The 11,989-nt window shown below is 60.3% G+C and carries 15 protein-coding genes; 6 read left to right on the forward strand and 9 right to left on the reverse strand.

Features of this window, described 5'->3' with window-relative positions; translation table 11 throughout:
- Positions 1-5 precede the first annotated feature (5 nt).
- The 5 genes from AC1M7R_RS19860 to AC1M7R_RS19880 form a co-directional block, all read right to left on the reverse strand.
- The gene (locus tag AC1M7R_RS19860) at positions 6-632 is read right to left on the reverse strand and encodes a response regulator transcription factor (RefSeq protein WP_072389211.1); all 627 of its coding nucleotides are present in this window, start codon (positions 630-632) and stop codon (positions 6-8) included.
- A 313-nt stretch (positions 633-945) separates the two neighbouring features.
- Positions 946-2,274 (reverse strand): deoxyguanosinetriphosphate triphosphohydrolase, encoded by a 1,329-nt coding sequence (locus tag AC1M7R_RS19865; protein WP_072389209.1) that lies wholly within the window; start codon positions 2,272-2,274, stop codon positions 946-948.
- Positions 2,275-2,338: 64 nt separating this feature from the next.
- Positions 2,339-2,674 (reverse strand): hypothetical protein, encoded by a 336-nt coding sequence (locus AC1M7R_RS19870; RefSeq protein WP_072389207.1) that lies wholly within the window; start codon positions 2,672-2,674, stop codon positions 2,339-2,341.
- On the reverse strand, positions 2,671-3,060 hold the full coding sequence (locus AC1M7R_RS19875; RefSeq protein WP_072389205.1) for a phage holin family protein: 390 nt from the start codon (positions 3,058-3,060) through the stop codon (positions 2,671-2,673). The genes AC1M7R_RS19870 and AC1M7R_RS19875 overlap by 4 nt, the downstream gene beginning before the upstream one ends.
- A 2-nt stretch (positions 3,061-3,062) precedes the next feature.
- Positions 3,063-3,377 (reverse strand): ElaB/YgaM/YqjD family protein, encoded by a 315-nt coding sequence (locus AC1M7R_RS19880; RefSeq protein ID WP_072389203.1) that lies wholly within the window; start codon positions 3,375-3,377, stop codon positions 3,063-3,065.
- A 336-nt stretch (positions 3,378-3,713) separates the two neighbouring features.
- On the opposite strand from AC1M7R_RS19880, the gene AC1M7R_RS19885 reads away from it, so the two are divergent.
- The gene (locus AC1M7R_RS19885) at positions 3,714-4,922 is read left to right on the forward strand and encodes an ammonium transporter (RefSeq protein ID WP_072389201.1); all 1,209 of its coding nucleotides are present in this window, start codon (positions 3,714-3,716) and stop codon (positions 4,920-4,922) included.
- A gap of 8 nt (positions 4,923-4,930) precedes the next feature.
- Here AC1M7R_RS19885 and AC1M7R_RS19890 read toward each other — a convergent pair whose 3' ends face one another.
- Positions 4,931-6,643, reverse strand: a complete 1,713-nt coding sequence (locus AC1M7R_RS19890; RefSeq protein ID WP_072458088.1) for a cation:proton antiporter — start codon at positions 6,641-6,643, stop codon at positions 4,931-4,933.
- 179 nt (positions 6,644-6,822) lie between these two features.
- Here AC1M7R_RS19890 and AC1M7R_RS19895 point away from each other — a divergent pair, with 179 nt between their 5' ends.
- The 3 genes from AC1M7R_RS19895 (at position 6,823) to AC1M7R_RS19905 (ending at position 8,457) form a co-directional block, all read left to right on the forward strand.
- Positions 6,823-7,077, forward strand: coding sequence for a glutaredoxin family protein (locus AC1M7R_RS19895; protein ID WP_072389197.1), 255 nt, complete (start codon positions 6,823-6,825; stop codon positions 7,075-7,077).
- A 95-nt stretch (positions 7,078-7,172) separates the two neighbouring features.
- Positions 7,173-7,493 carry a transcriptional regulator gene (locus AC1M7R_RS19900; RefSeq protein WP_072389195.1) on the forward strand — a complete coding sequence of 107 codons (321 nt, stop codon included), beginning with the start codon at positions 7,173-7,175 and terminating at the stop codon, positions 7,491-7,493.
- Positions 7,494-7,566: 73 nt separating this feature from the next.
- Complete coding sequence (locus tag AC1M7R_RS19905) at positions 7,567-8,457, forward strand: pseudouridine synthase (RefSeq protein WP_490609853.1); 891 nt, start codon at positions 7,567-7,569, stop codon at positions 8,455-8,457.
- 76 nt (positions 8,458-8,533) lie between these two features.
- Here the strand turns inward: AC1M7R_RS19905 and AC1M7R_RS19910 are convergent, their stop codons facing one another.
- Positions 8,534-8,755 carry a YgdI/YgdR family lipoprotein gene (locus AC1M7R_RS19910; protein WP_072389191.1) on the reverse strand — a complete coding sequence of 74 codons (222 nt, stop codon included), beginning with the start codon at positions 8,753-8,755 and terminating at the stop codon, positions 8,534-8,536.
- A gap of 105 nt (positions 8,756-8,860) precedes the next feature.
- A complete protein-coding gene (gene mobA, locus AC1M7R_RS19915) occupies positions 8,861-9,457 on the reverse strand; it encodes a molybdenum cofactor guanylyltransferase MobA (protein ID WP_072389189.1) in 597 nt (198 codons plus the stop codon).
- A gap of 78 nt (positions 9,458-9,535) precedes the next feature.
- Here mobA and moaB point away from each other — a divergent pair, with 78 nt between their 5' ends.
- On the forward strand, positions 9,536-10,075 hold the full coding sequence (gene moaB, locus AC1M7R_RS19920; protein WP_072389187.1) for a molybdenum cofactor biosynthesis protein B: 540 nt from the start codon (positions 9,536-9,538) through the stop codon (positions 10,073-10,075).
- Positions 10,076-10,097: 22 nt separating this feature from the next.
- Positions 10,098-11,285, forward strand: a complete 1,188-nt coding sequence (locus AC1M7R_RS19925; protein ID WP_165887905.1) for a molybdopterin molybdotransferase MoeA — start codon at positions 10,098-10,100, stop codon at positions 11,283-11,285.
- Positions 11,286-11,350: 65 nt separating this feature from the next.
- Here AC1M7R_RS19925 and AC1M7R_RS19930 read toward each other — a convergent pair whose 3' ends face one another.
- Positions 11,351-11,659, reverse strand: coding sequence for a hypothetical protein (locus AC1M7R_RS19930; RefSeq protein WP_231991093.1), 309 nt, complete (start codon positions 11,657-11,659; stop codon positions 11,351-11,353).
- Positions 11,660-11,989: the final 330 nt, after the last annotated feature.

Genomic DNA, 11,989 nt, shown 5'->3' on the forward strand with positions numbered 1-11,989 from the left:
TTTTCTCACACCAGTGCGTTGCGCTTCGCCATTTCTATAAGTTCCACAAGGGACTTGACCTTGAGTTTCTGCATCAAGCGTTTCTTGTAAGTGCTGACAGTCTTGTTGCTCAGGAACATGCCCTTGGCAATTTCCTTGTTAGTGCGCCCCTGGGCAAAGAGTTGCAATACCATCAACTCTCGATCGTTGACGTTCTTGAACAGGTCCAGTTCCACACTTCGCGGATCATCGGGGCGCACCGGGTTGAGCGCCTGGCTCGGAAAATAGTTGTAGCCCGACAACACAGCCTTGATTGCACTGACAAGTTCACTGAGGTCCTCTTGCTTGCAGACGTAACCGGAGGCACCGGATTGCATGCAGCGGATACCGAACAGCGTGGGTGACTGCGCCGTGAGCACGAGGGTCTTGAGCGGCGTGGTCATGGCATTGAAGCGCGAGAGGATTTCCAGCCCGTCAAGTTTGGGAATGCTGATGTCCAGGATCACCAGGTCCGGCATGCATTCGCGCACCATTTGCATCGCATCGACGCCATTGTCGGTTTCCCCTACCACTTTGTAGCCCTCATGCTCCAGTAGCATGCGAACAGCGAGGCGGATGACCGGATGATCGTCGACAATGAAAACGGAGTTCATGAATAAAAGTCCCATGCGAGCATAAATAAAGCGCGCACCTTAGCCCAGTTAAAGGCCGTGCCGTACGAGGAGACAGGCATTCATCCTTAGTTTCAGAAGTTTCCTACAAAAAAAGAGGTTGGATACTACGAGGTAATTAGGTTTTTAGTAGGTAATAGGCGCGAAGTTGTGTGGGTTTTATTTGTGGACGTCATATTCAGAGCTGTTTGTCATGGGTTTAATGACAAACAGCTCCAAGGTTTATTATGGAAAAAACTCAGCAAAAGCCCCTTTACAGGCCGTGGCTGAAAGATGATGGCGCGCGCAAGAGGATCTATTGACGGATGCGGCCCGTCATCTCCTGGGCCATCTCGCTGGCGTAACTGTCGGTCATGCCGGCGATGAAATCGATCATCCGCAGGAATGCTGCATGCAGGGACCCATTGGGGTCGGGCGCGTTGTTTCCCAGCAGGTCGAGGATGCGGCGATTCTTGAATGAAGGGGTGCGGCCTCCATGCTGTTCCAGCGCAGCGCCACAGAACCCGTTGAGCAGGATTTCCAGGGTGGTGTAGGCACCGATTTCATTGAGTGTCTTGCGCTTGTCCTGGAAGATCTTCTTGCGTGCCATGTCCTTGGCATTCAATACGCAACGTTTGGCCGGACCATGCATATGTTCCACGAGATCGCCCGACAGCGTGCCGGCCAGCAACGCCTGTTGCTGTTCCACGAATGCCCGGGCAGCGGCATTGGTCAGGTGCTCGATGGCCTTGCCCCGCAGGATGGCCAGTTTGCGTCGGCGCGAATCCAGCGGCCCGAGCTGACGGTAGGTTTCCGGGAGATCGTCACCCACCAGGTCCAGGAGCAGCGACTCCACCTGTGAGTACGCCAGTAGATCCATCTCCACGCCATCTTCCAGGTCGATCAGGGCGTAGCAGATGTCATCGGCGGCTTCCATCAGGTACACCAGCGGATGCCGCGCCCAGCGCTGGTCTTCGATCTGCGGCAGGCCCAGCTTGTGGGCAATCTGTTCAAGCAGGGGCAGTTCGCTCTGGTAGCAGCCGAACTTGTGTTTCTTGTAGCCCAGGGAGTCGGCGTGACGAGCCGTCCAGGGGTATTTCAGGTAAGTGCCCAGGGTGGCATAGGTCAGGCGGGTGCCGCCGTCGAACTGGTGATATTCAAGTTGCGTGAGGACCCGGAACCCCTGGGCGTTGCCTTCGAAATTGAGAAAGTCGTTGCGTTCGGCCTCGCTCATGGCGTCAAGCCAGCCACGGCCTGCCGCCTGTTGGAACCAGTAGCGGATGGCGTCCTCGCCGGAATGGCCGAAGGGTGGGTTGCCGATGTCGTGGGCCAGGCAGGCCGATTGCACCACCATGCCCAGGTCGCTTGGCTCGCACCAGTCGGGCAGGGCGCCGCGGATGGTTTCTCCCACCCGCATGCCCAGTGAGCGTCCGACGCAACTGACTTCCAGGGAATGGGTCAGGCGCGTGTGAATGTGGTCGTTGCTGGACACCGGATGCACTTGGGTCTTGCGGCCCAGGCGTCGGAAGGCACCGGAAAAGATGATGCGGTCATGGTCTTTATGGAAAGGGCTTCGGCCCAGCTCTTGCGGGCTGTGCAGCGGTTTCCCGAGGCGTTCGCGAGTCAGCAGGGTGTGCCAGTCCAAGGCCGGTTGCTCCGTTGAGTATTCGACACTAGCTTCCCTGTTCGGGCAGCGTCCCGCAAGCCCATCAAGGCTTGCGTGCGCTCTTGGCCAGTTTGATCAGCGGCAGCAGCGTTGTAGCCAGTCGGACCAGGCGTGCCAGGCCACCGCTGCGTCCACTGCGGGTCCGCTTGCCGGTGATGAAGCCCAGCAGGGTCACTGCCGCCATACCCCACAGGGGCGCGTGTTTTATGCCAAAGCCTTCATGCCAGTTCTGGCTAAAGCCACGCACCCGCTGCAACGGTTGCAGCAGTTGGCGTGTTTCCTGACGGATTTCCTGGCGATGCATCTCCATGCGCAAGCGAACCAGCGCCTTGCGCATTTCCTGCCGTGTACGGGCTTGAGGGATATCGGGCAGGCTCATGGCAACAGGCGCTCCCGGTCATTGGACAATTCTTCCAGGGTGGCATGGAAGGGGGAGGATTCATCGTAGATCGCCGCCTTGAGCCGAAGACCGCAGAACAGCGCCGCCAGCAGATAGAACAGGCACAGGCCGATAATCCCCGCCATGCGATAGGTATCCCATACCAGGATCAGTACCAGTGTCGACAGGCCTACCAACAGCAACAGCGCAAACACCAGTGCCAGGCCGGCGAACAGCAGCAGGCTGACGGTACGGGCCTTCTGTTCCTGGAGCTCCATGCCGAACAACTCGACATGGCTGTGCAGCAACCCGAGAAACGCAGCTCCCAATCGGCGTGCCGAAGATTTTGTGCCCGCTTCGGACGAGCCCGGTTCGTTCATGTCCATCATCAGCGTCGTGTCGCCAGCAGGCCGATCAGGAAGCCCACCCCTGCGGCGATGCCGACCGATTGCCAAGGGTTGGCTTGTACATATTCCTCCGTGGCGGTCACCGCAGCCTGGCCGCGTTCGCGCATGGAGTCCTCGGTCAGCTTGAGGGTGTCGCGGGCGCGCAGGAGGGTCTCATGGATCTGGCTGCGCAGTTCATCGGCCTGGTCGCCCGCCAGCGTCGCGGTGTGCTCCAGCAGGCGTTCGGTGTCGCTGACCAGCGTCTGAAAGTCTTCCTTCAGGATTTCTTGAGCAGTCTTTGCCTGGGGTCTGGCCATGGATGGATCTCCGTAAATGACGTCTGAAGCGTTCGAGTGTAAGCCTTGCCGGAAGGTTCAGTGAAAGTGGCTGGTACAACTTTTGCTCGGCATTGGCTCAAGGTTTTGCCATGTACTGGTGCGTCGGGCGTGTCGATGCGCTGAAGTCGGGCGCAGGCTGGCGGAACCTTAACCCAAATAATCAGAACTCGCGAAACATCACTGCGTCTTGCTCCTCCTGGTGCACCAAAGCGGTTCGCCTGCCTTCGATCGGTAGTCGGATTGATTCAACTTGGTGCGCTGGGGCGGCGCCAGTCGCGTCGATGCTCTTAAAACTTTTTCAGGTCTGCCAATACCATGGAAAATATGCAAAGCGCTGTGGACAGTCTGGTCCATAGCTCCAACACGCTGTTCATTCTGCTCGGTGCGGTCATGGTCCTGGCCATGCATGCCGGTTTTGCGTTCCTGGAAGTAGGCACCGTCCGACAGAAAAACCAGGTCAACGCGCTGTCGAAGATCCTCAGCGATTTCGCGGTCTCGACCCTGGCGTATTTCTTCGTGGGCTACTGGGTTTCCTACGGCGTGACGTTCCTGCAGCCTGCAGCGGTGCTGAGTGCCGATCATGGCTACAGCCTGGTGAAATTCTTTTTTCTGCTGACATTCGCCGCTGCGATCCCTGCCATCATTTCCGGCGGTATTGCCGAACGCGCCCGATTCGCCCCGCAGTTGTGCGCCACGGTGTTGATCGTGGCATTCGTATATCCCTTCTTCGAGGGCCTGGTATGGAATGGCAATCTTGGCCTGCAAGCCTGGTTGCAGGCCCGATTCGGTGCCAGTTTCCACGACTTTGCCGGCTCCGTGGTGGTGCATGCCATGGGCGGCTGGCTGGCGCTGGCCGCCGTGCTCCTGCTCGGTGCGCGTAACGGCCGTTACCGGGACGGTCGACTGGTGGCGTTCGCGCCATCGAGCATTCCGTTTCTGGCCCTGGGTTCCTGGATCCTGATTGTCGGCTGGTTCGGTTTCAACGTCATGAGCGCCCAGACGCTGCCTGGGGTGAGTGGATTGGTGGCGGTCAATTCGTTGATGGCCATGGTCGGCGGAACCGTGGCGGCACTGGTTGTCGGTCGCAACGACCCGGGCTTCCTGCATAACGGCCCACTGGCCGGGCTGGTGGCGGTATGTGCAGGTTCCGACCTGATGCATCCGGTTGGGGCGCTGGCCACCGGTGCCATTGCCGGAGTCCTGTTTGTCTGGTGTTTCACCGCGGCCCAGGGCAAATGGAAGATCGACGATGTGCTGGGTGTCTGGCCATTGCATGGCCTGTGCGGCGTCTGGGGGGGCATTGCCTGCGGCATTTTCGGTCAGGGCGCCTTGGGCGGCCTGGGTGGGGTCAGCCTGGTCAGCCAACTGATCGGTACCGCGATGGGCGTGGCCATTGCCCTGGCCGGTGGTTTCGCGGTCTATGGCCTGATCAAGGCCGTGCTGGGGCTTCGGCTGACCCAGGAAGAGGAGTACTACGGCGCGGACTTGTCCATCCACAAGATTGGCGCCGTCAGCCAGGATTGAGCGAGGCATCAAGGCTCCTTGTCCTGGTTGCCAGGATAAAAACCGTGCAGCAGGCGATAGCGGTCATGGCGCACCTGATCCACATGCTGGCGGACTTGCTGCTCCGCCAGCCCGAGCATGATCAGGGCGTGGGAAGCCAGCATCAGGCTCGACTCCAACAGTTCCGGGACCACCTCGCTGGCCCCGGCGGCCTGCAACTCCGCCAGCTGGCTGTCGTCGCGGGTGCGTACGAGGATCGGGACCTGGGGATTGAGCCGCCGGGCCTCCTTGAGCACGTCGATGGCGATGTCGGTCTTGTCGACGGCGATCACCAGCAAGCGGGCGCGGCCCAGGCCCACGGCGGCCAGCAGGTCCCCTCGACGTGAATCACCGTAGTACACGCATTTCTCCCCAACGGTGGCTTCCTGGATGATCACGGGATCGTCGTCCAAGGCAACGAAGGCCTGGTTTTCACGACGCAGGAAGCGCCCGATGGATTGGCCGACGCGACCGTATCCGCAAATGATCACATGGCCCGACAGGCCGGCATTGAGTGCGCTGATCTGGTCCAGCTGGGCCGCTTCGTTAGGCTTGCGGTGCAGGCGGGCGGCGATGCCCGGCGCGGCGCGCAGCAACAAGGGCGTCAGTAGCATCGAACAGAACGTCGCGGCCAGCAGCAGGCTGACGAGTTCGGCCGGCATGAGGCGGTTCTGCTGCATCAATGCCATCAGGGCGAAACAGAATTCTCCACCCTGGGCCAGGGCCAGGCCGCTGCGCCAGGCGGTTTCGCCGTCGCTGCCGCGCCATTTCACCAGCAGGGCGACCACGCAGCTCTTGATGAGCATCAGCCCCAGGGTCAGGCCAAGGATCAACCAGCCGTCATCCACGAACAACCGCAGGTCGATCAGCATGCCGATGCTGACGAAAAACAGTCCCAGCAGGATGTCGCGGAACGGACGTATATCGGCCTCGATCTGGTGTCGGTAATGGCTCTCTCCGAGCAACATGCCCGCCAGGAACGCGCCAAGGGCCGGCGAGAGCCCCATCAGGTGGGTCAGCCATGCCGTCAGCAAGACGATGACCAGGGCCAGCAGCACGAACAGTTCGGCGGAGTGGGATGCGGCCACTTCATGGAACAACCGTGGCAGCAGCAGGCGACTGGCCAGCAGCAGCCCGCCGAACAGCAGCAGCGTCTTGCCCAGCGTCAGGGGCAGCGCCCAGTACCATGCCTGGGTACTGCTACCCGCGAACACCGGCACCAGGGTCAGCAGCAATACCGCGACGATGTCCTGGAACAGCAGCACACCGATGGCATTCTGGCCGTGGCTGCTGAAGATTTCCCCCAGGCTGGTGAGTTCCTTGCTGACGATGGCGGTGGATGACAGGGCCAATCCCGCGCCCAGCAGCATCGCGGCCAGCACCGGAGCGCCGAACGCCACCAGTACGCCACCCAGGAGCGCCCCCGAGCACACTACCTGCAGGCTGCCGAGGCCGAATACGACACGGCGCAGCTCAAGCATCTTGGACAAGGAGAACTCCAGTCCCAGGGAAAACAGCAGGAAGACCACCCCGAGTTCAGCCAGGTCCGGCAGTTCCTCGCTGTCGTTTACCCAGCCCAGCGCAGTGGGCCCGACCGCCAGCCCGACACATAGGTAGCCCAGCACCGGTGGCAGCCGCAGTCGCCTGAACAGGGCAATGACCACCAGGGAGGAGGCGAGAATGATCAGCAGGTTGGCAAACAAGGGAAACTCCGTTTCATGGCTTGTGGCACATAGCGTAGAAGACAAGCAAGCATCGGAAAGCGAGTCCGGTCAGTGATTTGCATCAGCGTTTTGCCAATATGGCCTGATACGGCACCCGGCTCGACGGTTTTCCGGAGCGAGCCTAGAATGACCGTCTATCTTTTGTGGGTCTACCTGCCATGCCTCCTGAAAGCGCGCTTCCTGAATGCCAGCTGTTCGGTACCCTGGGTTGTCACCTGTGTGAGGTGGCCGAAGGGGTATTGATGCATTTCGTTGAACACGGGTTGCTGGTGGAGCTGGTGGACATCGCCGAAGACGAGCAACTGTCGGAAACCTATGGATTGCGCATCCCGGTATTGCGCAGGAACGATACCGGTGAGGAGCTGGACTGGCCTTTCGATAATCCCGACCGGGTGGCCTCGTTCCTGCGTTGAGCGCTTTAAGGCCGGCGTTGTACGAGCATTGGCGTTGGCGAAAAAGGATGTCTTCGGTTACTGTATGTCCATACAGCTATCTGGAGTGCCGCACCTTGCTCAATGTCGAACAATTGAAGAACAGCGTGAACAGGATGTCCGTGGATGTCGTGCGCGAGGCCGTCCTGGAGTTGCGCCTGGACGGGTTGGTTACCGAAGGCAAGACACCCTTCAACAAGCTGCATTTCAACACCTGTTTCGCTGAGATCGAGGCACTGTTCCAGCGTGCCGGTTATCACAAGCAGCTGGATGTCGTGGGTTACCAGGGATTGTTGTACGCCTTGTACGACCCGGGCCGCTGGGAGGCAGTGGAGGTGCTGCGCTGGCTGAAGGAATTCACCGAAGCGACGGCAGGTTCCGCCCCGGTCACGGTATGAGGCAATCATAGCTGGGCGGGCTTGCGCGACTGTCGGATAATGCCGGCTTGTAAACATTGCCCAAGAGTTTTCAATGTCTGGTTCATCGTTTTCCGCCGCACACCACCAGGCCAGCACCTTGTATCTGCCGCCCGGCCAATGGCAGACAGTGCTGGAATGCCTGTGCGAGCATTTCAGCGCCATCAGTCGCGAGCAATGGCTGGACCGGATTGCCCGAGGTCGTGTGCTGGACGGGGAGGGCAAGGCGATCGGGGTCGACTTGCCGTACCGTGAGGGATTACGCATCCACTATTTCCGCGAAGTGCCTGACGAGAAACCGATCCCGGTCGTCGAGACGATCCTGTATGCCGACGAGCATCTGGTGGTGGCCGACAAACCGCATTTCCTGCCAGTCACCCCCGCGGGTGAATATGTCGAGCAGACCTTGTTGCGACGACTGATCCGGCGGCTGGACAATCCTCATCTGGTGCCCCTGCACCGTATCGACCGGCATACCGCCGGGCTGGTGCTGTTTTCAGCCAACCCCCTCAGCCGATCGGCTTACCAATCGCTGTTTCCTGCGCGGCAGATCGAAAAACGCTACCAGGCCATTGCTCCAGCGTTGCCTGGTCTGACGTTTCCTCGGGTGCACAAAAGCCGGATGGTCGATGGCGAGCCGTTTTTCCGGATGCAGGAAGGGCCGGGCGAACCCAATACCGAAACAGCCATCGAGGTACTGGAAAAAAATGGCGAGTTGTGGCGCTACGGTCTGTATCCGGTCACCGGCAAGAAGCATCAGTTGCGGGTGCATATGAATGCCCTCGGGGCTGCTATCTGCAATGATCCGTTTTATCCCGATGTGCTGCGCGATGCGCCGGACGATTATGCCAACCCGCTCAAATTGCTGGCCCAGGGGCTGAGCTTCATCGATCCGGTCACAGCTCAGGAACGTATTTTCGAGAGCGCTATCGAGCTCCAGTGGTAATCGCTTCGGCTTTCGGACCGGCATGAAAAAGCCCGCAATTTTGCGGGCTTTTGTGTATCGGGTGCGGCGCTGAGGCTTAGAGGTCCTTGACGGTGCGGACCTGATCCTTGTTCACGCGGGTCTGCTTGCCGTCCAGTTGTTCGAACTCATAGAAACCGGTGTCTTCGTCGTACTTGGGTGTGTCGACGGCCTGGATTTCGCGACCGTCATTCAAGGTGATCACTGTTGGCGATGCGCACCCGGCAAGAGTGGCGAGGCCCAGTGCGAGCATGAAAGTGGCGAGGGTCCGTTGAGTCATGGTGTTTCTCCGAAATGGAATTCTTCAAGTTACTGACCTTCAGACGTATACAACGTGCGCAAGTTCCTGGCTAGGGGCCTGTACGGTTAATTTGAATGCCCTGCGTCAATGTCCTGTGTGTCGGTTCAGCAGTTCGGGCGTATTCAGATTCGCCAGCCGTGGATCGTCGGCCGGGCATTGCAGGGCAACCGCGTGCAAGGTACGCATGATCCGGCCCGGGCTGCGTTCGCCTTCGCCCCAGGCCTGTTCGAAGGCGGCGGCCAGCGCCAGGGGAATGACGCACAACAACGGTTCCCAGTGTTCGCCATGGCGCACCATCAGCGGCCTGTCGGGGTGCTGGCTGGCGGTTTCCAACATGCTCTCTAGCAGGTTCGAGTCGATGTTCGGCACGTCGCACGGCAACACCAGCAAGAACCGATGCCTCGCCGCCCTGAGGCCTGCCCGGATACCCGCCAGCGGCCCGGGGAAATCCCCTTCATCGTCGTGCACCAATTGATCGGCATACAACGCATAACGTTCCAGGTTACGGTTGCAAGAGATGATCAGGTCATCGCTCAGAGCACGGGTCTGGCGGTGGAGATGGGCAATCAGCGGTTCACCCCGCCATTCCACCAGGCCCTTGTCCTGCCCGCCCATGCGTTGTCCGCGTCCACCGGCCAGCAGCAGGATGGAGCACGGTGGCCGGGAAATATTCGAGGTCATGGTGTGTCTCCCCACAGGCGGAAAAATGAAGCGCTGTGATATAACACCGGGCTGTTTCTCCCACAACTGGACGAGCCTATGAAAGCCAAGGCTGATGTACCTTTCGTGCCGCTCAATATCGCGGTGCTGACAGTCAGTGATACCCGTACCCTGGAGACCGATACCTCCGGCCAGGTCTTTGTCGACCGGCTCATGGCGGCGGGTCATAACCTGGCTGCGCGGGTTCTGCTCAAAGATGATCTGTACAAGATTCGGGCGCAAGTGGCGGCCTGGATCGCCGACGAGGTGGTGCAGGTGGTGCTGATCACCGGCGGTACCGGTTTTACCGGTCGCGACAGCACGCCGGAAGCGGTTGCCTGCCTGCTGGACAAGCAGGTCGATGGTTTCGGTGAACTGTTCCGCCAGATTTCCGTGGCAGACATCGGCACCTCCACCATCCAGTCCCGGGCACTGGCAGGCCTGGCCAATGGCACGCTGGTGTGCTGCCTGCCAGGTTCCACCAATGCAGTGCGTACCGGTTGGGACGCTATCCTGGCCGAGCAACTGGATGCGCGCCATCGCCCCTGCAACTTCGTGCCTCACCTGAAACAGGCAGCTCCTTGTGAATCCCGTGGGTAAACCGGGCAAGGCCGGCGCCTTGATGGCCGTCGAGGTTGCATTGGAGCGCCTGCTCGAAATGGCCGCCGCCGCTCCGATCACCCAGCGTGAACGGCTGCCCCTGGGCGAGGCGCAAGGGCGGGTGCTGGCTGAAGATCTGGTGTCGACCCTGGACTTGCCGCCATGGCCCAACAGTGCGATGGATGGCTATGCCTTGCGGCTGGCCGATTGGCACGGCGAGCCGCTGACGGTCAGCCAGCGCATCTTTGCCGGGCAGGCCCCGCAACCGTTGGCTGCGGGAACCTGCGCGCGGATCTTTACGGGAGCGCCAGTGCCTGCCGGTGCCGACTGCGTCGAAATGCAGGAAAACGCCGTGGTGGAAGACGATCAGCGGGTCCGGTTCACCGAACCCCTGGTGAGCGGCCAGAACATCCGCCCACAGGGGCAGGAAACCACTGTTGGCGAAAAGATTCTTTCGGCGGGGACTCGCCTGGGACCGATCGAGTTGGGACTGGCGGCATCGCTGGGATGCGCGACGCTGGAAGTGGTGCGCAAGGTCAGTGTTGCCGTCCTGTCCACTGGCGACGAACTGGTCGAACCTGGCCAGCCACTGGGCCCTGGCCAGATCTACAACAGTAACCGTGTGGTGCTCTGCGGCTGGCTGCGGCGGCTGGGCTGCCATGTGGTCGATGCAGGCATCCTGCCTGACGATTTGCCCGCCACCCGTGCGCGCCTGGCCCAGTTGTCGGATGTCGACCTGATCCTGTCCACTGGTGGCGTATCGGTAGGTGAGGCTGACTTCCTGGGGACCGCATTGCGCGAGGAGGGCGAACTGACGCTCTGGAAACTCGCCATCAAGCCAGGGAAACCCCTGACGGTCGGGCACTTCCGTGGCGTGCCGGTGATAGGGTTGCCAGGAAACCCTGCCTCGACACTGGTGACTTTTGCGCTGCTGGCCCGGCCTTACCTGCTGCGACGCCAGGGTGTCCAATCGGTGATGCCGTTGAAGTTCAAGGTGCCGGCCGGTTTTGTCTGGGGGAAGGCCGGCAACCGGCGGGAATATCTGCGAGGGCGCCTTGAGAGCGGCAGGGCCATCCTTTATCGGAACCAAAGCTCCGGGGTCCTGCGTAGCGCGGCCTGGGCCGATGGGCTGGTCGAAGTGCTCGAAGGGCAGACCCATGTCGAGGGTGATGAAGTGGGCTTCATCCCTTTGAGCGAGGTCCTGGACTGAAGCCGTGACAGCGGGGGTGTGCTCCGGCCCGAGCCAGGTGCCTGGGCCTGCCTGCGTCCCCGTCGTTATCGCGAGAGCAGCATGACCAACTGGTCGAAGCGACTGTTCGCGAGCCAGCCCAGCAGGCCGAGGATCACCGCTGCCGCGCCGGCCGAATAGGCGAGCCGGTGGCGGATGACCTTTACGTCGGTACGGATTTCATCCATATCCCTACGGATGTACTTGAGGTGGGTTTCCAGTTCAACGACGCGCGGTTCCAAATCGATTCCTCCAACGGGATTGCTGCAACTTTTGCATTCGTTCTGATTTTCGGTTCGCTCGCTTCCAATGGACGCGAGATGCCGGGGTGACAGCTTGTACTCGTGGCTATGCATGGGATGTTTCGTCCCTTCGGCCACAACGGTTCGAACCACTGATACGGCGCCTGCGGGCCGTGACATATCCATCCATGGGGTTGCACATCCTTGTGTAATGAGTGTTTTTGATGGTCCAGACAACAGAATGCCAAGGTGTCTCAATACAGCTGGAGGGTCAATTGAGTGGATTCGCCAGTTCTTGTAAGAAAACTCTTCGAGTGAAGAAGTATCTGTCCGGGAGCCGGGTACCCCAGCCTTTTCACGGAGGACAGCGGGCTTTTGAGCGAAATTGATAGGCGGAGGGCTTTTTCGGCCGAATGAGCGGTCCCATTTCCTGGAACCTTCCAA

The organism is Pseudomonas sp. MS01C9, from assembly GCF_058202755.1.

What these genes read in the sequence shown, in the direction of transcription:
- AC1M7R_RS19860 (WP_072389211.1), bottom strand. Translation starts at nt 632, where the DNA reads ATGAACTCCGTTTTCATTGTCGACGATCATCCGGTCATCCGCCTCGCT.
- AC1M7R_RS19870 (WP_072389207.1), bottom strand. Translation starts at nt 2,674, where the DNA reads ATGAGCCTGCCCGATATCCCTCAAGCCCGTACACGGCAGGAAATGCGC.
- AC1M7R_RS19875 (WP_072389205.1), bottom strand. Translation starts at nt 3,060, where the DNA reads ATGGACATGAACGAACCGGGCTCGTCCGAAGCGGGCACAAAATCTTCG.
- AC1M7R_RS19880 (WP_072389203.1), bottom strand. Translation starts at nt 3,377, where the DNA reads ATGGCCAGACCCCAGGCAAAGACTGCTCAAGAAATCCTGAAGGAAGAC.
- AC1M7R_RS19885 (WP_072389201.1), top strand. Translation starts at nt 3,714, where the DNA reads ATGGAAAATATGCAAAGCGCTGTGGACAGTCTGGTCCATAGCTCCAAC.
- AC1M7R_RS19895 (WP_072389197.1), top strand. Translation starts at nt 6,823, where the DNA reads ATGCCTCCTGAAAGCGCGCTTCCTGAATGCCAGCTGTTCGGTACCCTG.
- AC1M7R_RS19905 (WP_490609853.1), top strand. Translation starts at nt 7,567, where the DNA reads ATGTCTGGTTCATCGTTTTCCGCCGCACACCACCAGGCCAGCACCTTG.
- AC1M7R_RS19910 (WP_072389191.1), bottom strand. Translation starts at nt 8,755, where the DNA reads ATGACTCAACGGACCCTCGCCACTTTCATGCTCGCACTGGGCCTCGCC.
- mobA (WP_072389189.1), bottom strand. Translation starts at nt 9,457, where the DNA reads ATGACCTCGAATATTTCCCGGCCACCGTGCTCCATCCTGCTGCTGGCC.
- moaB (WP_072389187.1), top strand. Translation starts at nt 9,536, where the DNA reads ATGAAAGCCAAGGCTGATGTACCTTTCGTGCCGCTCAATATCGCGGTG.
- AC1M7R_RS19925 (WP_165887905.1), top strand. Translation starts at nt 10,098, where the DNA reads ATGGCCGTCGAGGTTGCATTGGAGCGCCTGCTCGAAATGGCCGCCGCC.
- AC1M7R_RS19930 (WP_231991093.1), bottom strand. Translation starts at nt 11,659, where the DNA reads ATGCATAGCCACGAGTACAAGCTGTCACCCCGGCATCTCGCGTCCATT.